General features: G+C 52.7%; 21 protein-coding genes, 1 pseudogene and 1 other annotated feature. Of the genes and pseudogenes, 12 read left to right on the plus strand and 10 right to left on the minus strand.

Annotated features, from left to right (window positions below):
* Positions 1-135 precede the first annotated feature (135 nt).
* The gene (topA, locus tag VF709_RS00365; RefSeq protein ID WP_038419681.1) at positions 136-2,733 is read right to left on the minus strand and encodes a type I DNA topoisomerase; all 2,598 of its coding nucleotides are present in this window, start codon (positions 2,731-2,733) and stop codon (positions 136-138) included.
* 399 nt (positions 2,734-3,132) lie between these two features.
* Here topA and VF709_RS00370 point away from each other — a divergent pair, with 399 nt between their 5' ends.
* Positions 3,133-3,384 carry a YciN family protein gene (locus VF709_RS00370; RefSeq protein ID WP_003856804.1) on the plus strand — a complete coding sequence of 84 codons (252 nt, stop codon included), beginning with the start codon at positions 3,133-3,135 and terminating at the stop codon, positions 3,382-3,384.
* A gap of 34 nt (positions 3,385-3,418) precedes the next feature.
* On the opposite strand, the gene sohB is transcribed toward VF709_RS00370, so the two are convergent.
* Complete coding sequence (gene sohB / locus VF709_RS00375; protein ID WP_038419682.1) at positions 3,419-4,465, minus strand: protease SohB; 1,047 nt, start codon at positions 4,463-4,465, stop codon at positions 3,419-3,421.
* A 251-nt stretch (positions 4,466-4,716) separates the two neighbouring features.
* Between sohB and VF709_RS00380 the strand changes: the two genes are divergently transcribed.
* Together VF709_RS00380 and cobO are read left to right on the plus strand one after the other, a co-directional pair.
* The gene (locus VF709_RS00380; protein WP_023620279.1) at positions 4,717-5,478 is read left to right on the plus strand and encodes a YciK family oxidoreductase; all 762 of its coding nucleotides are present in this window, start codon (positions 4,717-4,719) and stop codon (positions 5,476-5,478) included.
* On the plus strand, positions 5,475-6,065 hold the full coding sequence (gene cobO, locus VF709_RS00385) for a cob(I)yrinic acid a,c-diamide adenosyltransferase (RefSeq protein ID WP_013096364.1): 591 nt from the start codon (positions 5,475-5,477) through the stop codon (positions 6,063-6,065). Before VF709_RS00380 ends, cobO begins: the two co-directional genes overlap by 4 nt.
* Positions 6,066-6,101: 36 nt before the next feature.
* Here cobO and rluB read toward each other — a convergent pair whose 3' ends face one another.
* The 3 genes from rluB to rnm all read right to left on the minus strand — a co-directional run bounded on the left by rluB (position 6,102) and on the right by rnm (position 8,572).
* Complete coding sequence (gene rluB, locus VF709_RS00390) at positions 6,102-6,977, minus strand: 23S rRNA pseudouridine(2605) synthase RluB (RefSeq protein WP_013096363.1); 876 nt, start codon at positions 6,975-6,977, stop codon at positions 6,102-6,104.
* A 96-nt stretch (positions 6,978-7,073) separates the two neighbouring features.
* Positions 7,074-7,694, minus strand: a complete 621-nt coding sequence (locus tag VF709_RS00395; RefSeq protein ID WP_013096362.1) for an L-threonylcarbamoyladenylate synthase — start codon at positions 7,692-7,694, stop codon at positions 7,074-7,076.
* Positions 7,691-8,572: an RNase RNM gene (gene rnm, locus VF709_RS00400; protein ID WP_013096361.1), complete on the minus strand. Its 882-nt coding sequence runs from the start codon at positions 8,570-8,572 to the stop codon at positions 7,691-7,693. The genes VF709_RS00395 and rnm overlap by 4 nt, the downstream gene beginning before the upstream one ends.
* A gap of 139 nt (positions 8,573-8,711) precedes the next feature.
* On the opposite strand from rnm, the gene trpL reads away from it, so the two are divergent.
* The 8 genes from trpL (at position 8,712) to VF709_RS00440 (ending at position 17,866) form a co-directional block, all read left to right on the plus strand.
* Positions 8,712-8,756 carry a trp operon leader peptide gene (gene trpL / locus VF709_RS00405; protein WP_106993556.1) on the plus strand — a complete coding sequence of 15 codons (45 nt, stop codon included), beginning with the start codon at positions 8,712-8,714 and terminating at the stop codon, positions 8,754-8,756.
* Positions 8,733-8,826: a sequence feature (Trp leader region), on the plus strand. Its footprint overlaps the gene before it by 24 nt.
* Positions 8,827-8,851: 25 nt before the next feature.
* Positions 8,852-10,414, plus strand: a complete 1,563-nt coding sequence (locus VF709_RS00410; RefSeq protein ID WP_029883574.1) for an anthranilate synthase component 1 — start codon at positions 8,852-8,854, stop codon at positions 10,412-10,414.
* Positions 10,414-12,009 carry a bifunctional anthranilate synthase glutamate amidotransferase component TrpG/anthranilate phosphoribosyltransferase TrpD gene (trpD, locus tag VF709_RS00415; RefSeq protein WP_020690934.1) on the plus strand — a complete coding sequence of 532 codons (1,596 nt, stop codon included), beginning with the start codon at positions 10,414-10,416 and terminating at the stop codon, positions 12,007-12,009. Before VF709_RS00410 ends, trpD begins: the two co-directional genes overlap by 1 nt.
* Positions 12,010-12,012: 3 nt before the next feature.
* Complete coding sequence (gene trpCF, locus VF709_RS00420) at positions 12,013-13,371, plus strand: bifunctional indole-3-glycerol-phosphate synthase TrpC/phosphoribosylanthranilate isomerase TrpF (protein WP_440230628.1); 1,359 nt, start codon at positions 12,013-12,015, stop codon at positions 13,369-13,371.
* A 10-nt stretch (positions 13,372-13,381) separates the two neighbouring features.
* Positions 13,382-14,575 (plus strand): tryptophan synthase subunit beta, encoded by a 1,194-nt coding sequence (gene trpB, locus VF709_RS00425; protein ID WP_013096356.1) that lies wholly within the window; start codon positions 13,382-13,384, stop codon positions 14,573-14,575.
* Entirely contained in the window at positions 14,575-15,384 is an 810-nt protein-coding gene (gene trpA / locus VF709_RS00430; RefSeq protein WP_038419688.1) for a tryptophan synthase subunit alpha, read from the plus strand. Before trpB ends, trpA begins: the two co-directional genes overlap by 1 nt.
* A 479-nt stretch (positions 15,385-15,863) precedes the next feature.
* Entirely contained in the window at positions 15,864-16,535 is a 672-nt protein-coding gene (locus tag VF709_RS00435) for an SOS response-associated peptidase (protein ID WP_440230629.1), read from the plus strand.
* Between the two features lie 287 nt (positions 16,536-16,822).
* Positions 16,823-17,866, plus strand: a complete 1,044-nt coding sequence (locus tag VF709_RS00440) for a hypothetical protein (protein WP_440230630.1) — start codon at positions 16,823-16,825, stop codon at positions 17,864-17,866.
* 223 nt (positions 17,867-18,089) lie between these two features.
* Here VF709_RS00440 and VF709_RS00445 read toward each other — a convergent pair whose 3' ends face one another.
* From VF709_RS00445 to VF709_RS00455, 3 genes are all read right to left on the minus strand, one after another.
* Positions 18,090-19,358, minus strand: a complete 1,269-nt coding sequence (locus VF709_RS00445) for a Y-family DNA polymerase (RefSeq protein ID WP_248056544.1) — start codon at positions 19,356-19,358, stop codon at positions 18,090-18,092.
* Between the two features lie 2 nt (positions 19,359-19,360).
* A complete protein-coding gene (locus VF709_RS00450; RefSeq protein ID WP_020884462.1) occupies positions 19,361-19,780 on the minus strand; it encodes a translesion error-prone DNA polymerase V autoproteolytic subunit in 420 nt (139 codons plus the stop codon).
* A gap of 192 nt (positions 19,781-19,972) precedes the next feature.
* Complete coding sequence (locus tag VF709_RS00455; protein WP_440230632.1) at positions 19,973-21,268, minus strand: phage tail protein; 1,296 nt, start codon at positions 21,266-21,268, stop codon at positions 19,973-19,975.
* Positions 21,269-21,394: 126 nt separating this feature from the next.
* Between VF709_RS00455 and VF709_RS00460 the strand changes: the two genes are divergently transcribed.
* Positions 21,395-21,757: a hypothetical protein gene (locus tag VF709_RS00460; RefSeq protein WP_248056548.1), complete on the plus strand. Its 363-nt coding sequence runs from the start codon at positions 21,395-21,397 to the stop codon at positions 21,755-21,757.
* Here VF709_RS00460 and VF709_RS00465 read toward each other — a convergent pair.
* Positions 21,722-22,363: a hypothetical protein gene (locus VF709_RS00465; protein WP_336242092.1), complete on the minus strand. Its 642-nt coding sequence runs from the start codon at positions 22,361-22,363 to the stop codon at positions 21,722-21,724. The two genes, VF709_RS00460 and VF709_RS00465, sit on opposite strands and share 36 nt — an antisense overlap.
* A gap of 292 nt (positions 22,364-22,655) precedes the next feature.
* Positions 22,656-25,217, minus strand: a pseudogene (locus VF709_RS00470) (host specificity protein J); the annotation flags it as partial.
* Positions 25,218-25,393: the final 176 nt, after the last annotated feature.

Consider the following 25,393-nt stretch of genomic DNA (forward strand, 5'->3'; position numbering starts at 1 on the left):
ATAAGAAAAGGGTTAACTATAACCACTATATCATTTATAGCCTGACTGTATAGTACGGAACAAAAAATAATAACAAGGTAATAAAAAAGGGCCGGAAGTCCGGCCCTTTCACAGGTAAGTTACGGTAAGGAAAGATTATTTCTTGCCTTCCACCCATTTGCCATCCACAAAGAATGCTGACCAGCCGGTTGCCTTGCCGTCTTTCTCCGCCGCAACATACTGCTGCTTCGTTTTACGGCTAAAACGCACAACGGTTTTATTGCCTTCCGGATCCTGCTGTGGCGCATCGGCCAGATAGCGCAGTTTCTCAGGCAGGCGGTCGCGGAAACGGTACAACTCTTCCACCAGTGGCGCGCGGGTTTCGCGCGATTTAGGGAAGGTGTTTGCCGCAAGGAACACGCCGGCAGCACCATCACGCAGCACGAAGTAAGCGTCGGACTTCTCGCACGGCAACTCTGGCAGCGGAACCGGATCTTCCTTCGGCGGCGCGACTTCACCGTTACGCAGGATTTTACGCGTGTTCTTACACTCGTCGTTGGTGCACGCCATGTACTTGCCGAAGCGCCCCATTTTCAGGTGCATCTCAGAACCACACTTCTCACACTCAACGATAGGACCGTCGTAACCTTTAATGCGGAACTCACCCTCTTCGATCTCATATCCATCGCAGGTCGGGTTATTACCGCAGACGTGCAATTTACGTTTTGGATCGATGAGGTAGCTGTCCATCGCGGTGCCGCATTTCTTACAGCGACGTTTTGCACGCAGGGCGTTGGTTTCCGCATCATCACCTTCCAGCACGTTGAGCACTTCGTTCTCAGGTACCAGGTTAATGGTGGTTTTGCAGCGTTCTTTCGGCGGCAGCGCGTAGCCAGAACAGCCGAGGAAAACGCCGGTAGTGGCAGTACGGATCCCCATTTTACGACCGCAGGTTGGGCAGTCGATGCTGGTCAGGACCATCTGATTCGGCAGCATGCCGCCCTCTTCAGGATCTTTTTCCGCTTTTTCAAGCTGGTTGGTAAAGTCGCTGAAGAAGCTGTCGAGAACCTTTTTCCACTCGGCCTGATGGCTGGCAACCTGATCGAGGCTGTCTTCCATTTGCGCGGTGAAGTCGTAGTTCATCAGTTCGCGGAAGTTGGCTTCCAGGCGGTCAGTGACGATCTCACCCATTTTTTCCGCATAGAAACGACGGTTTTCAACACGAACGTAACCGCGGTCCTGAATGGTCGAAATAATCGACGCATAGGTGGACGGACGGCCAATACCGCGTTTTTCAAGCTCTTTAACCAGAGACGCTTCGCTGAAACGCGCTGGCGGCTTGGTGAAGTGCTGGGCAGGCACGAGATCAACCAGAGAGAGCTCATCCCCTTTGTTTACCGCAGGCAGGGTTCTGTCTTCATCACCCTTACGTAGCGCAGGCATCACTTTAGTCCAGCCATCGAAGCGCAGGATACGGCCACGCGCTTTCAGGCGGAAATCACCCGCACCAACGGTCAGCGTGGTGGAGTCATACTGTGCTGGTGTCATCTGACACGCCACGAACTGACGCCAGATAAGCTGATACAGCTTCTGGGCATCGGCTTCCATATCTTTCAGCGATTCGGCTAACACGGAGACGTCAGAAGGACGAATGGCTTCGTGCGCTTCCTGTGAGTTCTCCTTGCTGGCGTACTGGTTTTCACTCGCTGGCAGGTATTTCTTACCGAAGTTGTCACTGATGTAGCCGCGCACCATGTTGACGGCATCCTGGCTCAGGTTTGTCGAGTCAGTACGCATATAGGTGATATAACCCGCTTCATACAGACGCTGGGCCATCATCATGGTTTTCTTCACGCCATAACCCAGGCGCGTGCTCGCAGCCTGTTGCAGCGTAGACGTAATAAACGGTGCGCCAGGTTTGCTGCTGGTCGGTTTATCTTCACGCTCCAGAACCTGGTAGCGCGCTTTTTCCAGCAGCGCCACGGCAGCCATGGTCTGCTCACGGTTTTCAGGACGGAACGGTTTGTCATTCTGATGACTCACCTGCAGCGGCAGCGCATCTCCACCCGGCGTGGTGACATTGGCATCCACTTCCCAGAACTCTTCCGGGACGAAGGCTTTGATCTCACGCTCGCGTTCAACAACCAGACGCACAGCAACGGACTGCACACGCCCTGCGGACAGACCGCGGGCAATCTTTTTCCACAGCAGTGGAGAGACCATGTAACCCACGACACGGTCCATAAAACGGCGTGCCTGCTGCGCGTTTACGCGGTCGATGTTCAGTTCACCCGGCTTCTCAAACGCCTGGCGAATCGCATTCTTCGTAATTTCGTTAAACACTACACGGCTGTAGCGTTTGTCGTCACCCCCGATCACTTCCCGCAGGTGCCAGGCAATGGCTTCCCCTTCGCGGTCAAGGTCGGTTGCGAGATAAATGTGGTCTGCTTTTTCAGCAAGCTGCTTCAGCTCGTTAACGACTTTTTCTTTGCCGGGCAGCACTTCATAGTGTGCATCCCAGTTATGCCATGGGTTAACACCCATACGGTTGACAAGCGCGCTACGTTCATCCTTTTTAGGCTTTTTAGCCCCTTTGGTGGAGGTAGAGTCTGCGCTCTTTTTGCTGGCTGAGCCACTGGTCGGCAAATCGCGGATGTGACCGACGCTGGACTTAACCACGTAGTCATTACCCAGATACTTATTGATCGTTTTGGCTTTTGCCGGGGACTCAACGATGACGAGAGCTTTACCCATATTCACCTTTACCTAATTTAATTCTTCCAGGAATACGCCGCATGTTGATTTCCCTTCCACTGACGACGAGCCATTGATATTGCGACTGCGTCAGGGGATATCAACCCCTTTGTCTTACTGAACGTTAAAGCGTTAACGCCCAGGTGATTGAGTTATCGGGTATTTTTCTCACATCGGATGTAATTCGTGACGAATTCCCGGTCGAATGTCAAGCAATTCTGTTGCCAGAATGACGAAAGCGCACACTCTACCTGATAAAATTCGTTACGCAACTTTATTAGCATGCAAAAGCAAATCCTGCCAGCCAGGTCACGGCACCTTACCCCCTCACATTACAGGGAAAATTTGCCCCCAAAGCGCCCCCGGCGTAGACTATTGTCACTGTTTAAGGAGTGGATTATGCAGAATACAACCCAACCCATTGATCGAGCCTCTCTGCTTATCGAAGCAAATAAGCTGATTCGTGACCATGAAGACACCCTGGCGGGCATTGAAGCGACCGGCGTGGAACAACGTAACGGCGTGCTGGTATTCAGCGGCGAATACTTCCTTGACGAACAAGGGTTACCCACCCCGAAAAGCACCGCCGTATTCAATATGTTTAAATACCTGGCGCACACGCTTTCAGAGAAATATCACCTGGTCGATTAACGCAAAACGCGAGGCACTGGCCTCGCGTTTTTGTTTACAGCAGCGGTTTTTGTCCGCGTTGCAACCAGCGGAGCAGCAGGCGATCCGCGCTTTCGGCCGCGCTGTTCGTAAAGCGGTCAAGCAGTCGCTTACGCTGGGTAAAGCGCACGCCAACCAGTTCGCGCCCTTCCATCAGATTCAACAGCAGGTCGTCACTGGTGCCCACTTCATCCACCAGCCCTTTTTCCTGCGCCTGCGTACCGTACCAGTGCTCCCCTGTTGCCACCTGGTCAATATCAAGCGCCGGGCGCATACGGTGCACAAAGTCTTTAAAGAGGTGATGGGTTTCATTGAGATCTTCACGGAATTTCTGACGTCCTTCTTCCGTGTTCTCCCCCAGCAGCGTCAGGGTACGTTTGTACTGACCCGCCGTATGCAATTCAATGTCGATCTCTTTGCTTTTCAGGAAGCGGTTAAAGTTCGGGATTTGCGCAACCACCCCGATGGAGCCAATAATAGAAAACGGCGCCGCAACAATTTTATCCGCCACGCAGGCCATCATATAGCCACCGCTCGCCGCGACTTTATCCACCGCAACCGTCAGCGGGATCTGTTTTTCACGCAGACGCTGTAGCTGCGAAGCCGCCAGCCCATAACCATGAACGACCCCACCCGGACTCTCAAGACGGACAACCACCTGATCCTGCGGTTTAGCCACGGCAAGCACGGCGGTGACTTCTTCACGCAGGGAAGAGACTTCATGGGCATCCATACTGCCTTTAAAATCGAGCACATAGACACGCGGGGTTGACGTTTCCTCCGGCGCGTTAAGCTTCGCTTTGGCTTTTGCCGCTTTGGCGTCCTGCTTATGCTTTTTCTTCTGCGCTTTGTGCCACAGTTTCTGTTGATGGCTGTCAAGCAGGGCCAGCGACATCTCTTCCTGCATCTCTTTATACTGCTCGCTCAGGCGGGTAATGCGTAACTCACCACGCTGACGTTTGCGCTGCGTCAGGTTAACAATCAGAACGGCCACTACCGCAATGGCAATCACCACCGTCGCGATCTTTGCCAAAAACAACCCATATTGAGAAAGTAATTCCACGCGTTCCACCTTGATTTAACCACGAATCTTTCACGGCAGTGTACAACAGCCCTGCCCATGCGTCTCGCTCGTGACATTACCTCTGCGAGCCGTCTTCAGGAATCCCCCGATTCTGGTTTAAATATTTGCAAATTGTTAATTTTACAGCGATGCGTCCTGTAGACTGATTGAATTCTCATGCTAATTCGGGCATAAAGCCGAAAAGTCACACAATAAGGCGTCTTTGCATCACTGTGCGCCGAGGAGTCACCGTGCATTATCAACCGCAAAAAAATCTGCTGCAGAACCGCATCATTCTGGTCACTGGTGCCAGCGATGGCATTGGCCGCGAAGCGGCACTGACCTACGCTGACTATGGCGCGAGCGTAATTCTCATTGGCCGTAACGAAGAAAAACTCAAAGGAGTGGCTCAGGAGATTGACGCCGCCGGTGGCATTCCTGCCCGCTGGTACACGCTGGATCTGCTCACCTGTACCCCTGAAACGTGCCAGGAGCTTGCCCACCGCATCAGCACCCACTACCCACGGCTGGATGGCGTACTGCACAATGCCGGCTTGCTTGGGGAGGTTCGCCCGATGGATGAACAGGATCCTGAGATCTGGCAGCAGGTCATGCAGGTCAATATCAACGGCACCTTTTTCCTGACCCAGGCACTGCTTCCTTTATTACTCAAATCTGATTCCGGTTCGCTGGTATTCACCTCCTCCAGCGTAGGGCGCGAAGGCCGCGCAAACTGGGGGGCGTATGCGGTCTCAAAATTCGCGACCGAAGGGATGATGCAGGTGCTGGCGGAGGAGTATCAGAGCCGTCATCTGCGCGTGAACTGCATTAACCCAGGCGGAACGCGTACCAAAATGCGCGCCAGCGCCTTCCCGACGGAAGATCCGCAGAAGCTTAAAACCCCGGCAGATATTATGCCGCTCTATCTCTGGCTGATGGGCGATGACAGCCGCCGTAAAACAGGGATGACTTTTGATGCCCAGCCAGGCCGTAAACCCGGGATTTCGCAATGAGTGAAGAACGTCACCAGCAACGTCAGCAGCGCCTGAAAGAACAGGTTGATGCCCGTGTCGCCGCTGCGCAGGATGAACGCGGGATCATCATCGTGTTTACCGGCAACGGCAAAGGCAAAACCACCGCTGCCTTTGGTACTGCCACGCGCGCCGTTGGTCACGGGCAGAAAGTGGGTGTCATTCAGTTTATTAAAGGGGAATGGCCCAACGGTGAACGTAACTTACTTGAGCCGCATGGGGTTGAATTCCAGGTGATGGCGACAGGCTTTACGTGGGATACCCAAAACCGGGAAACCGACACCGCGGCCTGCCTCGCGGTCTGGGAGCATGCAAAACGAATGCTGGCGGATCCGGCCCTGAACATGGTGTTACTGGATGAGATCACCTACATGGTCGCCTACGACTATCTGCCACTGGACGCCGTACTGGAGGCACTCAGGAATCGCCCGGCGCATCAGACGGTGATCGTCACAGGCCGCGGCTGTCATCGGGATATTCTGGAATTAGCGGATACCGTCAGCGAATTGCGTCCGGTTAAACATGCTTTTGATGCCGGTATCAAAGCGCAAATCGGCATTGATTATTGATAAAAAAGCCCGGTGAAATTAACCGGGCTTTTGTTTTTAACCGTTGTTATTACGGCTGCCAGCGCGGCGATTATTGTTCACCTGGCTGTGGCGTTTCACCGCACGACGGATCTGGTTCGCCTTCATGCGACGACGATCTTTCTCCACCGCCACTTTGGAAGTGGTTTCTGGCGCCAGGCCCACCAGTTCACGCAGGTAGTTGGTCTGCGTCAGGTCCAGTTCGGTATAGCCACCACGTGGCAGACCTTTTGGCAGCAGAATATCGCCGTAACGGACACGGATCAGACGGCTAACCTGCACGCCCACCGCTTCCCACAGACGACGAACCTCACGGTTACGGCCTTCGGTCAGGGTAACGTTGTACCACTGGTTGATCCCTTCACCACCGGTAAATTTGATGGTTTTGAACGCTGCAGGACCGTCTTCCAGCTGAACGCCACGCGACAGATCGCGCAGTTTGTTCTCATCAACCTGGCCGAACACGCGTACGGCGTATTCGCGTTCCACTTCACGACTTGGGTGCATCAGACGGTTTGCCAGCTCACCATCCGTTGTGAACAGCAGAAGACCGCAGGTGTTCACATCCAGACGCCCCACGGCAATCCAGCGTGCGCCACGCAGTTTAGGCAGACGGTCAAATACCGTCGGGCGACCTTCCGGGTCGTTGCGCGTACACAGTTCACCTTCCGGCTTGTAGTACGCCAGCACGCGGCAGATCTGCTCAGCAGATTCTTTAACCGAGATAAGATGACCGTCGATACGGATTTTAAGCCCCGGCACGATTTCTACGCGGTCACCGAGCGTGGCGATTTTACCGTCCACACTCACGCGTCCGGCTTCAATAATGGCTTCGATTTCACGGCGTGAGCCGTGGCCGGCACGCGCCAGCACTTTCTGTAACTTCTCGCTCATTGAGCTTCCTCAGGTGTCGCCTTCACAGGCGTCGAATCAGGTCAAACCAGGGCTATGCCCTGATTTGATGGCCGCGTAGTATAGCTGCTTACACCTTTACAAGAAAGGCTTAACATCACCCACGCCTTCGCGAATCACTTCCGGTGCATCTTCCGTTAAATCGACAACCGTGGTCGGCTGCTGACCGAGGTAACCGCCATGAATAATCAGCTCAACCACCTTTTCCAGACGGTCTTTGATCTCTTCAGGATCGGACTCTGTGAATTCACTGCCGGGCAGCATCAGCGAGGTTGAGAGCATCGGCTCACCCAGCGTTTCCAGCAAGGCCTGGGCAATCGGGTTAGACGGCACGCGCATCCCGATGGTTTTGCGCTTTTCCTGTAACAGACGGCGCGGAACCTCTTTCGTCCCTTTCAGGATGAAGGTGTAGTTGCCCGGCGTGTTATTTTTAATCAGACGAAATGCCACGTTATCGACATAAGCATAGGTCGATAGCTCAGAGAGATCCCGGCACATCAGGGTAAAGTTGTGACCGTCCGGCAACTGGCGAATACGGCAAATACGCTCCATCGCCGCTTTATCTTCAATCTTACAGCCCAGCGCATAACCCGAATCGGTCGGGTAGACGATAACGCCCCCTTTACGCACGATCTCCACGGCCTGATTGATCAGGCGCGGCTGCGGATTATCCGGATGAATATAGAAAAACTGACTCATACTTCCCTCTCTTCAAGTTGCTGTGGCTGTTCCCAGAGCTGCCAGACAGGCTCAACGCCTGCGGGTAACCAAAGCTTGCGTCCCAGTTCTATCCACGCACAGGGCTGATGAAAATCTGAGCCTTGTGACGCCAGCAAACCAAACTGGCGGGCGTAGGTCGCAAGCTGCGAACGCTCGTTGGGCGCCTGCTGACACTGGGCGACTTCCATCGCCTCGCCACCGCATTCGGCAAAATGCGCCAGCAGTCTTTTCAGCCATTTAGCAGAAAGATTATACCGCCCCGGATGGGCCAGCACGGCCTTACCGCCAGAATGATGAATCACATCAATAGCTTGTTTTATTGTACACCACTGTGGCGGAACATATCCGGTTTTCCCGCGAGCCAGATAGCGTTTAAAGACATCCGCTATCGTTGTGGCCTTGCCGGCCTCAACCAGAAAACGGGCAAAATGACCGCGCGTTACCGCGCCCCCGTTTGCCAGCCTTTGTGCCCCCTCCAGTGCGCCCGGAATATGCGCCTTTTCCAGACGTTCAGCGATCATTTCTGCGCGCTGGTTGCGGCGCGTTTTTTGTTCTTGCAAAAACGCACACATTACCGGATGGTCTATATCAATGTTCAGGCCAACAATATGGATTTCGTGATTCTCCCAGACGGTCGATATCTCGACGCCAGGAACCAGTTTGAGTGCCAGACCACTGCGGGCAATCTCGGCGCGCGCGGCTGGAATGGCATCGGTTGTATCGTGATCGGTTATGGCCAGCGTGCCAACCCGCATTTCAACGGCACGATGCACCAACGCTTCGGGCGTCAGCAGACCATCGGAGGCCTGGGTATGGCTGTGTAAATCATAAATTACGGCGTAGGTGGTATCGCTCAAAGCACTTCCCGTCACAAGTTAGAGACATCTTAAAAGCCCATGATACCGACTTGCCACGAAATTCTGAAATCAAGGGTTGACAACACGCCATTGAACTAGTTAACTAGTACGCAAGTTCACACGAGAAAGGTATCTGAAAATGACTGCACATTTCACTCTGCACGGTTGGTGGCGCACTTCCTGATTTCCGGGCAGTGTCACACGTCTGCGTACAGCAAACAGATACCCGCCCGCTCATCAGCGGGCTTTTTTTTGAACAGAATAAATGAGAACAACATAATGCAAACAGCCAAACCACACCTCGAATTGCTGACCAGCGAGGCGGCCTATCGCCACAACCCAACCGCGCTGTTTCATCAGGTCTGCGGTGCGCGTCCAGCCACGTTGTTACTGGAATCCGCCGATATTGACAGCAAAGACGATCTCAAGAGCCTGCTGTTGGTGGACAGCGCGCTGCGCATTACGGCGCTAGGTGACACTGTCACTATCAAAGCGTTATCGGATAACGGTGCGGCTCTGCTGCCGTTACTGGATGCGAGCCTGCCTGCTGGTATTGAAAATGAACACCATCCTGAAATGCGCGTTCTGCACTTCCCGCCGGTGAGCCAACTGCTGGACGAAGACGCGCGCCTGTGCTCTCTTTCCGTTTTTGATGCCTTCCGTCTGCTGCAAAATCTGGTCACCGTGCCGGAAGATGAACGCGAAGCAATGTTCTTTGGCGGGCTGTTTGCTTACGACCTGGTGGCCGGGTTCGAAGATTTACCGGACATTGAACAGGGTAACCGCTGCCCCGACTACTGCTTCTACCTGGCCGAAACCTTACTGGTGATCGACCACCAGAAAAAAAACACCCGTATTCAGGCAAGCCTCTTCACGCCATCCGCGACAGAGAAAAAACGCCTTGAACAGCGTATTGAGCAGTTGCAGCAACAAATGACCGAAGCGCCGCCTGCGCTGCCTGTACATCGTGTCGAGAAAATGACCTGTGAGGTTAATCAGAGCGACGATCAGTACGGTGCCGTGGTTCGCCAGATGCAAAAAGCGATTCGCGCCGGAGAAATTTTCCAGGTTGTTCCTTCCCGTCGTTTCTCTCTGCCCTGCCCGTCGCCGCTCGCGGCCTATGACGTGCTGAAAAAGAGCAACCCAAGCCCGTACATGTTCTTTATGCAGGACAATGATTTCACCCTGTTTGGCGCATCCCCTGAAAGTTCACTGAAATATGACGCCACCAGCCGCCAGATTGAGATCTACCCGATTGCCGGAACCCGTCCACGCGGCCGTCGAGCCGATGGCTCGCTGGATCGCGATCTCGACAGCCGCATTGAGCTGGAAATGCGTACCGACCATAAAGAGCTCTCCGAGCATCTGATGCTGGTTGATCTGGCCCGTAACGACCTGGCGCGCATTTGTACCCCTGGCAGCCGCTACGTGGCGGACTTAACCAAGGTCGACCGCTACTCGTTTGTTATGCATCTGGTATCCCGCGTGGTGGGCGAACTGCGCAGCGACCTCGACGTGCTTCACGCCTACCGCGCCTGTATGAACATGGGCACGCTGAGCGGCGCGCCGAAAGTTCGCGCCATGCAGCTGATCGCGGCGGCTGAAGGGCGCCGTCGCGGCAGTTACGGTGGTGCAGTGGGCTACTTCACTGCCCATGGCGATCTGGATACCTGCATTGTGATCCGCTCCGCCTACGTTGAGGACGGTATCGCTACCGTGCAGGCAGGCGCAGGGATTGTTCTGGATTCTGTTCCGCAGTCTGAAGCTGACGAAACCCGCAGTAAAGCCCGCGCGGTATTGCGCGCCATTGCTACCGCACATCACGCACAGGAGATTTTCTGATGGCTGACATTCTGCTGCTCGATAACATCGACTCTTTTACCTATAACCTGGCAGATCAGCTGCGTGCGAATGGTCACAACGTCGTTATCTATCGTAACCATGTTCCGGCACAGACGCTGATAGACCGTCTGGCAACCATGCAAAACCCGGTGCTGATGCTCTCTCCTGGTCCAGGTGCCCCCAGTGAAGCGGGCTGTATGCCGGAGCTGCTGACCCGTATGCGCGGTAAACTGCCGATTATCGGTATCTGTCTGGGTCACCAGGCGATTGTGGAAGCCTATGGCGGCTACGTGGGTCAGGCAGGTGAGATCCTGCATGGCAAGGCCTCCAGCATTGAACATGACGGCCAGGCGATGTTTGCCGGCCTGCCAAATCCTCTGCCGGTTGCGCGCTATCACTCCCTGGTGGGCAGCAACATCCCGGCCGGGCTGACCATTAACGCGTCGTTTGAAGGGATGGTAATGGCCGTGCGTCACGATGCGGATCGCGTCTGCGGCATGCAGTTCCATCCGGAGTCGATTCTCACGACCCATGGCGCGCGACTGCTGGAGCAGACGCTGGACTGGGCGTTGCAGAAACTGGAGCAGACCAACACGCTGCAACCGATTCTGGAAAAGCTGTATCAGGCGCAGACCCTGAGCCAGCAGGAGAGCCACCAGCTCTTCTCTGCCGTGGTTCGCGGTGAGCTGAAACCTGAACAGCTGGCGGCCGCACTGGTAAGCATGAAAGTGCGCGGCGAAAGCCCGCAAGAAATCGCCGGTGCCGCCACGGCCCTGCTGGAAAATGCCGCCCCCTTCCCGCGCCCGGATTATCAGTTTGCGGATATCGTCGGCACCGGGGGTGATGGCAGCAATAGCATCAATATCTCCACCGCCAGTGCCTTCGTGGCCGCGGCGTGTGGCCTGAAAGTGGCGAAACACGGTAACCGCAGCGTCTCCAGCCGCTCGGGCTCGTCCGATTTGCTGGCTGCCTTCGGCATTAACCTGGATATGAACGCCGAACGCTCCCGTGAAGCGCTGGACGATCTGGGCGTCTGCTTCCTGTTTGCGCCGAAGTATCACACCGGTTTCCGCCATGCGATGCCGGTTCGTCAGCAGCTCAAAACACGCACGCTGTTTAACGTACTGGGGCCGCTGATCAACCCGGCGCACCCGCCGCTGGCGCTGATTGGTGTTTACAGCCCGGAACTGGTTCTGCCAATTGCCGAAACCCTGCGCGTGCTCGGTTATCAGCGCGCGGCAGTAGTTCACAGCGGGGGAATGGATGAAGTGTCCCTTCACGCGCCAACTCTCGTCGCGGAACTGCGCAATGGCGAAATCCTGAGCTACCAGCTGGAAGCCGCCGACTTTGGTTTAACGCCGTATCATCAGGAGGCGCTGGCAGGCGGCACGCCGGAAGAAAACCGTGACATTCTCACGCGCTTATTACAAGGTAAGGGAGAGGTCGCCCATGAGGCAGCCGTGGCAGCCAACGTCGCCATGCTGATGCGATTGCACGGCGAAGAGGATCTCAAAGCCAACGCACAAAAAGTTCTGGACGTACTGCGCTCTGGTGCAGCTTACGATCGCGTTACCGCACTTGCGGCAAGAGGGTAAAGAATGCAGACCGTTTTAGCGAAAATCGTTGCCGATAAGGCCATCTGGGTGGAAGCCCGCAAAGCGCAGCAGCCGCTTGCCAGTTTTCAGAACGACGTCGTCCCAAGCAGCCGTCGTTTCTATGATGCCCTGCAGGGCGCGCGCACCGCATTTATTCTTGAGTGCAAAAAAGCCTCCCCGTCGAAAGGCGTTATCCGTGAGGATTTCGATCCGGCGCGTATTGCCGGCATTTATAAGCATCATGCGTCGGCGATCTCCGTGCTGACGGATGAGAAATATTTCCAGGGCAGCTTCGATTTTCTGCCTGTTGTCAGCAGCATCGCGCCGCAACCGATTCTGTGCAAAGACTTTATTATCGACCCGTATCAGATCTGGCTGGCGCGTTTTTACCAGGCTGACGCCTGCCTGCTGATGCTCTCGGTACTCGACGACGAGCAGTATCGCCAGCTGGCTGCGGTGGCGCACAGCCTCAACATGGGCGTGCTGACCGAGGTGAGCAACGAAGAAGAGCTGGAGCGTGCCATTGCACTGCAGGCGAAAGTGGTCGGGATTAACAACCGCGATCTGCGCGATCTGTCAATCGACCTGAATCGTACGCGTCAGCTGGCACCGCGTCTGGGCTCTGGCATGACCGTTATCAGTGAATCCGGGATCAACAGCTACGCCCAGGTGCGTGAGTTGAGCCACTTCGCCAACGGTTTCCTGATTGGCTCCGCGATGATGGCACATGACGATCTCAATGCCGCAGTGCGTCGGGTGCTGTTGGGTGAAAACAAAGTGTGCGGCTTAACCCGCGAACAGGATGCCCAGGCCGCCTATGAGGCGGGGGCTATTTACGGCGGGTTGATCTTTGTGGGCTCCTCACCGCGTGCGGTGAGCGATGAACAGGCACGCAAGGTGATAGCGGCAGCCCCACTCAGCTATGTGGGCGTCTTCCGTAACGCTGATATTGCGGACGTTACGGCAAAAGCCGAGGCTTTATCCCTTAGTGCAGTACAACTGCACGGTGATGAAGATCAGGCATACATCGATGCCCTGCGTGCCGGGCTGGCTCCTCAGGTTCAGATCTGGAAAGCGCAGAGCGTGGGCAGCACCCTGCCAGCACGTAACCTGAATCATGTTGATAAATACGTGCTCGATAACGGCCAGGGCGGTACAGGCCAGCGTTTTGACTGGTCACTGCTGAACGGCGAAGCGCTGGACAATGTCCTGCTGGCGGGTGGACTTAGCCCGGATAACTGTGTGGAAGCAGCCAAAACCGGCTGCGCGGGCCTCGATTTCAATTCAGGCGTAGAGTCGCAACCGGGCATCAAAGATGCCAGTAAGCTGGCCTCGGTATTTAAAACTCTGCGTGCATATTAAGGAAGAAAAAATGACGACATTACTAAACCCGTATTTTGGTGAGTTCGGTGGGATGTACGTTCCGCAGATCCTGATGCCCGCACTGCGCCAGCTGGAAGAAGCGTTTGTGAGCGCACAGAAAGATCCAGCGTTTCAGGCTGAATTTACCGACCTGCTGAAAAACTACGCGGGCCGTCCAACTGCGCTGACCAAATGCCGTAACCTGACTGCCGGCACCAAAACCACGCTGTACCTCAAGCGTGAAGACCTGCTGCACGGCGGCGCGCATAAAACCAACCAGGTGTTAGGACAGGCGCTGCTGGCAAAACGGATGGGCAAAACCGAGATCATCGCCGAAACCGGCGCGGGTCAGCACGGCGTGGCATCAGCACTGGCAAGCGCCCTGCTTGGCCTGAAATGCCGTATCTATATGGGGGCGAAAGACGTTGAGCGTCAGTCTCCGAACGTATTCCGTATGCGTCTGATGGGCGCAGAAGTGATCCCGGTTCACAGTGGTTCAGCCACGCTGAAAGATGCCTGTAACGAAGCGCTGCGCGACTGGTCTGGTAGCTATGAAACCGCGCACTACATGCTCGGCACAGCCGCTGGCCCGCACCCGTTCCCGACTATCGTGCGTGAATTCCAGCGCATGATTGGCGAAGAGACCAAAGCGCAGATCCTTGAAAAAGAAGGCCGTCTGCCGGACGCGGTGATTGCCTGCGTGGGCGGGGGATCAAACGCCATCGGGATGTTCGCTGATTTTATCGACGAAACCCGTGTTGGCCTGATCGGGGTGGAGCCAGCGGGTCACGGGATTGAAACCGGTGAGCACGGCGCACCGCTGAAACATGGCCGCGTGGGGATCTACTTCGGCATGAAAGCGCCAATGATGCAGACCGATGAAGGTCAGATTGAAGAGTCGTACTCCATCTCTGCCGGTCTGGATTTCCCGTCCGTCGGGCCACAGCATGCATTCCTGAACAGCACCGGACGCGCGGACTACGTCTCCATCACCGATGACGAAGCGCTGGAAGCGTTTAAGACGCTGTGCCGCAGCGAAGGGATCATCCCGGCACTGGAGTCCTCGCATGCTCTGGCGCATGCGCTGAAAATGATGAAAGAAAACCCGGAAAAAGAGCAACTGCTGGTCGTTAACCTTTCCGGTCGCGGTGATAAAGATATCTTCACCGTTCACGATATTCTGAAAGCACGAGGGGAAATCTGATGGAACGCTACGATAACGCATTTGCACAACTGAAATCCCGCCAGGAAGGCGCGTTCGTTCCCTTCGTCACGCTGGGCGATCCGGGCCCGGAGCAGTCGCTAAAAATTATCGACACTCTGATTGAAGCCGGTGCCGATGCGCTGGAGTTGGGGATCCCGTTCTCTGACCCGCTGGCGGATGGCCCGACCATTCAGAACGCCACTCTGCGTGCCTTTGCCGCGGGCGTCACCCCAACGCAGTGTTTTGAGATGCTGGCCGCGATCCGTCAGAAGCACCCGACCATTCCGATTGGCCTGCTGATGTATGCCAACCTGGTCTTTAACCGCGGAATCGACGAATTTTATGCCGAGTGCGCGCGGGTCGGCGTAGACTCCGTGCTGGTGGCCGACGTCCCGGTTGAAGAATCTGCACCGTTCCGCCAGGCGGCTATGCGTCATAACGTGGCGCCGATTTTCATCTGCCCGCCAAACGCCGATGACGAACTGCTGCGCCAGATTGCCTCTTACGGCCGTGGTTACACCTACCTGCTCTCCCGCGCGGGCGTGACGGGTGCTGAAAACAAAGCCGCGCTGCCGCTGCATCATCTGGTAGAAAAACTGGCTGAATACCACGCAGCACCTCCGCTGCAGGGATTCGGCATTTCATCCCCGGATCAGGTTACGGCGGCAATTGACGCAAAAGCGGCAGGCGCGATCTCCGGCTCTGCTATCGTCAAAATCATTGAGAAGAACGTGGACAAACCCGAGCAGATGCTGGCTGAACTCAAAGCATTTGTTACGGCGATGAAAGCCGCAACGCGTAAAGCCTGATCCTTCCACCGTCTGGCGACTCAGCCAGACGGTCTTCCTCTTATATTCCCGCTATCACTTAAGCGTTACGCCAAAATTGATCCCATCGATATTTTCGGCGTGAATGGCTTTTCAAACCTTGCCGTAAGCGTATGATTTGGTCTTTTTTCGGCTTTAAACCTTCTGAGTTCAAAGATAAATCAAAAGTTTAATTTCTCATTTAATTACAATCGGATACGCTTCTTTTTGAAGCGTTTTTCATATGCATCTTACATTCTGTAAACACTATTATATTCATAGAGTTAATAGATGGTTTTGGAGAACACTTTTCACTTCATCTTCTACTTTGCGTAGCTTCTTCCAGTTTCATAACGTACCGCTTTACGCCTGTTTTTTTCATTAGCATAATCCCCACCGATCCGTTTGTAAGACTTAACCAGCGCGCGCTACTTTTTCTCCCTGCCCTATACTTTCAGTCTGACATCTGGCTGGAGGTTTCTATGTGTGGACGTTTTGCACAAGCCCAAACCCGTGAAGAATATCTGGTGTTCTTGGCCGATGAAGCCGATCGCGACATCGCATACGACCCTGAGCCTATTGGACGTTACAACGTGGCGCCAGGTACCAAAGTTCTGCTGCTGAGCGAGCGAGACAAGCAGTTGCATCTTGATCCGGTCCTGTGGTCATACGCACCCGGGTGGTGGAATAATCCGCCACTGATTAACGCACGTGTCGAAACCGCGGCAACCAGCAGGATGTTAAAGCCCCTCTGGCAGCATGGTCGGGCGATCTGCTTCGCCGATGGATGGTTCGAATGGAAAAAGGAAGGCGACAAGAAACAGCCCTACTTTATTCACCGGGCAGATGGCAAGCCCATTTTCATGGCGGCGATTGGCAGTACACCGTTTGAGCGCGGCGATGAAGCGGAAGGTTTTCTCATCGTGACATCGGCAGCAGACAAAGGTCTGGTCGACATTCACGACCGCAGGCCACTGGTTCTTTCACCGGAAGCTGCCAGGGAATGGATGCGCCAGGGTATTGGCGGGAAAGAAGCTGAAGAGATCGCTGCCGACGGAGCAATGCCGGCTGAGAAATTTATCTGGCACGCAGTGACGCGTGCCGTGGGTAATGTCAAGAACCAAGGGCCGGAGCTAATCGAGGCAATAAGATAAAAGGTCAAAAAGACAAGGAACGCCCGCAATGAGCGAAAAACGGTTGTTTACGACACACTATGGGTCAGGTTGGTTTCTTGACTCTCATTAGCCATATGAAGCACCAATTATTGTATAGAAAGTCACAGAAAATCTGCTCCCAATAACTGCTTAGTAAAGATATAGTATCAAAGCTGGGCACAGCTTAATCTGTGCTGAAGGTAAAACGACAAATAAATGGAGAGAATGTTTAACCCAAACCTTCACTTCTTTAGCCATGGAAATAAATTTACGTTAGGGGAAGAGATATGTCAGAAGGGTATATCCAGAGCTTTAAGCTTAAAGTTTATGAAAGCAACGGAATAGAATATGAAAATTTGTTTTCAAAAGTTATGTCGTATTATCGCCCAGGATTCGATAAAGTAAAACCTCATGGTAACATAGGTGACAGGGGGAATGATGGATGGGTGTATGATTCAGGCATTTACTATCAAGTATACGCCCCAGAGGATCTACCTAACAATGAAAAGAAATCTCTTGATAAAATGAAGGATGATTTCAAAAAACTTTACTTGTATTGGAATTCTATTTCTACAGTCAGGGAATTTTATTTTGTTATCAATGATAAATATTACGGCATTCCACCATACCTAAACAAAGCAATCGCCGAGATAAAAAATGAATATGGTTTAAATAATGCGATGGTGATTGGCGCAACGATCCTTGAGGGATTTTTTTTAACGCTCAGTAATGAGCAAAAAAATTATATATGTGGACAATCGGTTCGTAATCAGTTCTCAACAGAGCAATACCTTGTTGAGCGCGTTACAAGACTAATGTATCTTCAAGATTGGAATAACATTAGCGATAACCTTATTGCTAACGCTATGCAATCAGAAGTTGTAGATGGATTTTATGATGCCTGCCAAACCGTTCTGGCAACACAAATGCCAGGCCGACTTCCCAATCTCGATTTCTCAATGATAGAACTTGCTAACCATACGCATTATCTTTGCGAACATATTACTGATATGAATTTTGCAAGTAACATAAATGGTTTTTGGAGAAGGGATATGAGTTGGAAGAAGATCAGAATAGATCAAGAAAAATTTCATGAAAAGGATGCAAAATACGAACACTGGAGAAGAGAATTATTTCGTCTACACTATAATTTAGCTCACGCTTTAAATCTTTTCTCTCTAGAGGTCAGAAAGTCAATTAATCCTGATTTCTTTTATGGTTTCCAATTCGGAATAAACGATAGCATCGGCACCTATAATAATTTAAAACCTATGTATCTTATACCTTACTCGTACTGCTTAAATTATCAAGAGTTATTTGGCAGCGATTAATATTTAATTAATACCACCCTTCGGGGTGGCTTTGTTAAAAATAACTTCATTAATAAAAATAAACAATTAGCACGACAATATCATCATGGGACTCAAATGATTTTGATAAAATAATTATTCGATTCCTTACTCGCTCAATATTATCAAAAATTACTTTTCTTAACCCAATTACTGCAATGATCGTCTACTTTTTACACAAAGCGGGCCAAGAAATCAGGAAGATTTATCGAACTCTAAGCAGATCTGAATATCTCGTCGTATATCGAGGCGACAGCATTTCTCGCTTCATCTGCCACTGTTGCTGTATACCCTGCCCAGCAAAATAGAGCGTGCCTTTTCCGTCTTTCGCATTCAGGTGATCGAGCACCTCCATCAACCTTTCACTACCGGCCCGTGGCGCATTCTCGTCAAATAAATTGAGTTGGGCCACACCATGGCTAAAGAAGTCCCCGAGCATAATGCCGGCTTTCTGGTACCGGTGGCCATCCTTCCAGATTTTGTCCAGGCACTTTACCGCGGCGTTGATAATCTCGCGGGAATCCTGAGTAGGAGTAAGAAGCTTAATTGATGCACTGTTACCGTAGTATGGCTCGTTAAGTGCAAAGGGAGAGGTTTTCACGAATGCAGAAATAAAGCGGCAATACTGGTGCTCGCCGCGAAGCTTTTCGGCGCCACGCGCTGCATAACTGCAGATAGCCTGGCGCATCTGTTCGTACTCGGTGACGCGTTCGCCAAATGACCGACTGCAGACGATTTCCTGCTTAGCCGGTGCAAACTCCTCCAGATCCAAACAAGGCTCGCCGCGCAACTCCCGGACGGTTCGCTCGAGAACTACGTTAAAGTGCTTCCGAATAATCCACGTACTCTGCTCTGAGAGGTCCAGAGCCGTTTTGATGCCCATGGCGTTAAGCTTCTTACTGATGCGTCTGCCGACGCCCCATACGTCATCAACGGGTACTAGAGCTAACAATCTGCGCTGACGGTCGATGTTGGATAGGTCCACTACCCCGCCCGTCTGGCGCTGCCATTTCTTCGCGGCGTGGTTGGCCAGCTTCGCCAGTGTCTTCGTCTGGGCAATGCCAACCCCGACCGTCAGATGCGTCCGCTTCAGAACCGTAGCGCGGATCTCTTTGCCGAATTCCGTCAGGTCCCGGCAGTTGCGAACACCTGTCAGGTCGCAAAAAGCTTCGTCGATGCTGTAAATTTCTACGCGAGGGCTCATTTCTTCCAGCGTCGTCATTACCCGGTTGCTCATGTCTGCGTACAGCTCGTAGTTACTGCTGAAGCAAACAACGCCAGCACGCCGGAAAAGCTCCTTTTGTTTGAAGAAAGGCTCACCCATGGTGATTCCGGCGGCTTTGGCCTCGGCGCTGCGCGCAATTACGCAGCCATCATTATTCGAGAGAACGACAACCGGGCGCCCCCTCAAATCAGGCCGAAACACCGTCTCGCATGATGCGTAGAACGAATTCACATCACAGAGCGCGAACATGTTCAGCTCGCCGATTTAACGATGAAAGTCACGACGCCGAAAACGTCCAGCGTGTCTTCGCTGCCAACAACGATCGGACTGTAGGCGCTGTTCATTGGATTGAGTTGCACGGTCGGGCGCAACTGCAGGCGTTTAACAGTGAACTCCCCTTCCACCGCGGCGATGACAATGTCACCGTGCTCAGCCGTGCGCGAACTGTCCACCACCAGCAGATCGCCATCACTGATCCCGGCCTCAATCATCGAGTCGCCTGCAGCTTTAACGAAATATGTTGAGCTGGGGTGAGCGACAAGTAACTCATTGAGGTCGATGCGCTGTTCAACGTAATCAGCTGCAGGGCTGGGGAAACCACACTGAACTAAATCACTGAAAAGCGGGAGAGCGATAATTTCTCGCAGTTCTGTAGGCCTGATAAATTCCATATTGCACACCTCAAACACTGTTTTTATATACAGTAGTTTTATTTGTAGGTGTCCGCAAGATCCGGGCTCAACTGTCACTGCTTAAAGCTTCGCCGTTTCGTTTCTAAGTTTCTATGCCACTTCGAATAATAAATTTTGTAAATTTTATGGCATTAACTCGGTGTGACCAAATTTAAGCCGCAAATTCACTGTTTAACCAGCGGATGAATCAGGAGCCTCATAAATAGCGATGCGCTGATTCCAGATGCTGTTCTGAGGCATCTGGACACGTACAGAAATATACTGGTCGTGGGGAATGTCGGCCGGATCGCCATCGTTGATATCCTGCAGTTCGTTTCTGGCGAATGCTGGCGCATCAGGGTGAGTGCGGTGATAGGTTTTCACCAGGATAGAACCATCGGCGTTAACCTCATAATCCAGCCAAATCAGAGGCTGCTTGTTGCGGTCGGTGGGGATATCAAAACCCCCATCAATACCACCCCAGGCAGCGTCTGAGTTTAGTCCTTCACATCCTTCAACCAGATATTCACCGACGGCTATACGGATTACGGTGCAGCCTTCCGATTCGTCATTGGTCTGGTATGTGCCATCTGTAAACACTTTAACCACAGGTGATGCTGCTTTAAGCGTTCCGTCGGATGCAGTGATAGTGTTTGCAGTGGTGTACACTTTTTTCCATGTGTACTGTCCTCCCGGAGTATGACCTGTCTGAATATACGCTTGACCATCATTGGACCACACAAACCAAGAAAATGTAGGAGAGCCATCATATTGAAGCTGTAGCCCAACTCCGCCGCCGCCAGGGGAATTGATCGAAGATGTTGTATATCTCCCAAAGCCAAGCACATTCGTATCTGAAAAATTATCTATATGTCTCGGATTTCCAAGACCAATAGCTCCTACTGTTGGGAGAGTATTGTAGCCGATGCCAGGGGAAATTTTATCGCTCGTTACAAACCTCGTCGCAGCATCTCCTAAACCGAGGTTTGTGCGACTGCCTTCTGCCGTTGTTGCGCCGGTCCCGCCCTGCGCAATAGAAAGCGCAGTAGTGAGCCCTTTCAGCTCCGTGATATCGCTGTTTGTCCCCTTTCTGGCAAGTGCGCCAATACCAGGAATATTCACGGAGGCCCCGTTGATAGTAACGGTGATGGTCTGGTTTGCGGAGGTGGTGGCGAACGTCTCCCACGCGCCAATATTCTCGTCATACTCTTTGATGAGCTGCGACATAGCCTGGGCCAGGCCATCGACCGAGATATTGTCCGACACAAGGATTCCATACTTCTGGCCGCTCAGCGCCGGTGATGCAGCAGGCGTTACCGTCATTGACGTGGCGCTGTTCACGGATGTAATCTGGAACATCTGAACCGGGTTAGACATGACGATAATCGTCTGGCCAGCGCGGACCTGGCTGGCGGGTGCTGTCCAGTTAGTTCCGGTGCCGGTTGCGGTATTTCCATTGATAGCGATTGTGCCAGTGTTATAAAGCATGAACTACCTCACGATAATAACGATCGTTTGGAACGATCAATATTGTAAAATTGATCGCTCATATCAATCTGACTATTTTTTAAACTTAAATAAAATGGATATTCCCGCTCTTACAGGAATGTAGAAATGAAACGATTATTTGTTGCAGCACTTTTGCTGCTGGCTGGCTGTGCCGATAAATACACAGATTACGCATTTAAAATGGATTATCCGGTGGATGCAGCGCGTCTTTCTCTCGGTGGCGATATTCATGTAAATATCGACTGCGCCACGAGGGAAATGAAGGTTATTTCAGACAGCAGCAATGGAATATTCAGCCGCCATGTTAATAAACGCCTGAGTAATATTTGCTATAAAAAAACCGATAAACTCGATGTCGTTTATCGCTTCAACGCTGCGAAGGGAGTCAGGCAGGATATGATTGCCACGCAGTATCCACGTGTCCCGCCTGTTTCAAATACCGACAAACTGAGCGACAGGGATTCTTAATCCTCTCCCCTGCATCGTCTGGCTCCAGCTGCGCTGATTTTTTGATACATACCTCCCCTGCAACTGTGAGCCTGTCCACTTCAGCACTATCCCTGAATAACCGACTACCTCCCCGTCATCGCTGAGATTTCCAGGGCAGTTGTTTACCAGAATCCACGGGTTAAAACTGAAGCTCACCGATAGTGTGTTGTTCTGCAGGTCATAGTTCGCCGGCACGTCAAAGAACCCGACAACGCGGGGCATTTTTGATGCAGAAACAGCACTCCAGATAAAAGTGCCAGCACTGTCAAACAAATCAAGATAACCGCTTTGCAATCCTACATTACGCGCTGTTCGGATCATACTCCCCGCATTATCTTCAAGCAGATCAGCACCAGGCATCCCGTATTTATTTGTACCCAACTGCAGCCATCGTAACCTTCCGTCATTCCAGAATGACTGCGGAGTGAATCCAAGGGTGCTGCCATTACCAAATGGGCTATCTACCTGGTAAAACCCCTTGTTGTTCACTGCCCCGAGCGTACGCTGGTCATAAAAAAGGGTTGACCTGTTTTGCGAGTCCACCAGTAATTTTCCATCGCTGTTGTAAACTTCGAATACGCTCATTGAAAGTTATACACCTCCACATTGAGTGTGATCGCAGGACTGCCGGTTGAGGGCAAAAAGTAAGCTGTAAAACCGCCATTATAGGCGCGGCAGTGGTATTCGTTGACAGTGACGCCAGTCGACACAATTGATATGAATGAGCCATCCTGGGTTATCCCGGCGAAGGAAACGTTTTTCGACGTTTCCCCCGCAGCGAATGTTACCGAGGTGCTTCCGATATACCGGATGGCATAATCACTCAAATCAACCGCTATCCGCCCTGCACTGTCCCAGCATTGCAACCCCTGTGGCATTACCATAACCCCATTCTGACACGCAGCACGTTATTGCTGTCATAGATACGAATGAGAGTGCTGGTTATCAGCATCCTCCCGCCCCCGGCCACGCCGTTAATTTCGAACGTTCCTCCCTTATCAAGCTTCCAGCCTGCAGAGCCAGCCACATAGTTATTCGACTGTATATAGTTGCCGATTTTGGCATTGCTGATGGTCCCGTCACCGATGACCGTATCCCTTATAATGGTTTGGCCATTCTGGATAACGAACGGCAGTGTTACGGTCCCTCCGGCCATGGTAGTCACGGCGAAGCGGTCAGCCAGGAAGATAACCTGTGACTGCATCCCGGATGGCGTATTCTCAACGCCGATCCCCATCCCTGCGGCGTAATACTGCCCGTTACTGGAGACACCAACTTTGATGTTGTACATTGCTTTCAGGTCACCATTTACGTTCGCGATGGCCTGAGCGTTTGTTGTAATGGCTGAGGTATGCCCGTTCACCGTCGCCGTAATGCCGTTTATCTGCGTGGCCGTGGCCTGCTGATAATCGGAGAACGTCTGGTTGAGGCTGTTGATGGATGCCTTGTTGCCGTTAACGTCCGTCTGCAGGCTCAGCAATGAACGTGCTGTGGCTTCCTTCTCACTGACGATCACTTCGTCGAGACGGTCCAGCTGAGCGCTGTTACCTGCGACCGATGCAGACAACGTTTTACGCGCGGCCACCTGCGCCAGCCCGTTCTGGATAATGGCGATAGCCGAGTTTTTTACGCCTCCTGCCATACCATCCATGGACACGCTGATATTATCTATACGCTGGCCAAGAGCGGTATCTGCCGTTGCGACGGTCTGCTCAAGCTGAGACAGAGATGACGACACATCCCCAACGTTACTTGTCAGTTCCTTCACATCGGTCTGAACCTGCCCGATGTCCTGGGCGTTTTGGGCTATCTTCAGCGCCTGCTGTTCGAGCTCATTATTCGCCTGCAGGATATCGTAAGCCATACCAGCAATTTTTTCGTTGGTATCAACGGCATTCTCGATCAGGTCCTTGAACGTCTCAGACCCTTTGATGTCTTCCAGGATCACATCAGTGATATCAGAAACATCGATACTGGCCTGCCCACGAACCCAGCCGGTATAACCGGACTCGTTACCGGTTCGGTCAACCAGCTGTGCGCGGTACCAGAATATCTGCCCCGCTTTAAGGCCCATCTGCTGATATTTACGCTGCGGGTATGGCACATCTGCCAGCAACATCGCATCGTCCTCAGTACCGGTCAGGCTGTACTGAATTTCCGTCTTCAGTGTATCGTCCGTATTGGCCGGGAACCCCCAGTTCAGCTCGATACCGAACACCACGTTTTCAGACGCGATAAAACCCACCGGCTTCGGCGGATTCCCGTCCTTGCCCGTCAGCGTTTTCTCTTCTGAATACCCCCATCCGGATGAAATTTCAGCGGCGTTGATGGCACGCACGCGCACCAGGTATCGTCCCGCATAAATGCCCGGAACATCGAACGATGTGGTGGAGCTGCGCGGCACATTGACCCAGTTCCCGTCATTGCGGCGCCACTGTGCTTCATAGGCGATGGCGTTCTTCGCCTGGTCCCAGCTGACGCGCATTGTCTGAACGTTCATATTCTGCTGAACCACAGAGAATGAATTGATAACGATGTTGGCTGGCGGAGACTGATTACCTGGCGGAATAACACTTATTGGCCGCTGGTCAATAATGGCACCAGTATCGATACGCGCATATTTATCAGGATCGTGCAAAGCGCCAGAAATCGAATACGTTCCGTCATTATTATCCGTAACGCTGATAACGCGATATTGCTGCGCGTAAAGCTCTTCGGACTCGACAATCCACACCGATTCCACTGCAGGTGTTTCGCTATATGCCGTTGTCACGGTGACGGCCCGACCGTTTACGCTTTGTATCGTTCTGCTCTGCGATGCTCCGGACGGTAGGTTAACCATAAGGCGGCTTCCGGGTGCGGCTGCCGAATCACGATCAAGCGTGATAACGCGCCCGTTAACCGCGCTGATGCGCCCTCCCATCACTTTTCCGGAAAGCAGTTCATCGGCAACCGCAATGATATAGCCCGGCTGTGGGATCTTGCCGTCCAGACCCACATCGAACGACACGATGCGATCCTTGTTATTGGTCAGGATACCCCAGCGCCCTTTACGGTTTGCCTCTGACTGCCTGGTGCAGCCAATGGCTGTCATTTCGAGCTGGTTTGTGCCAAAGCGAGCAACTAGATCCTGTTCAAATACAGGCTCCATCGCATCCGCGTAGGCATTACCCGGATCGGACCAGGAAACCAGTGCTGTGGTATAGCGGGTTTTCGTGGTGCTGCCCGAATAGGTAAAGCGCCCATTAACCACGTTTGCACGCGTGTAGCTGTAATCCACATCGCGGGGCATATCCGCCAGCGCAACGATTTGATCGCCACCCCAGTACGTCATGCCCCGGAATATCGCCGCAAAATCACGTAAAGCTGTATAAGCATCATTCCTCTCCTGCACATAAACGTTGCAGGTATAGCGAGGCTCAGTGCCGCTACCGCCTTTAGAGGACATTTTCAATAAAAACAATGAATAAACCAGAAGAAGAACGGAAATGGCCAAAACAAGAAAATTTTCATAAACAGCGAGAATCTGCGCGGACGCCGCCCCGTAAAATATCGGAACATCGGAAAGGACCCGTAATGAAAATCACTCTCAATTAGGGTGAAAGCTAATTATCA

Origin of the sequence: Enterobacter sp. Lyrl_3, from assembly GCF_051948675.1 — a bacterium.
GTDB classification, from domain to species: Bacteria; Pseudomonadota; Gammaproteobacteria; order Enterobacterales; family Enterobacteriaceae; genus Enterobacter; species Enterobacter cloacae.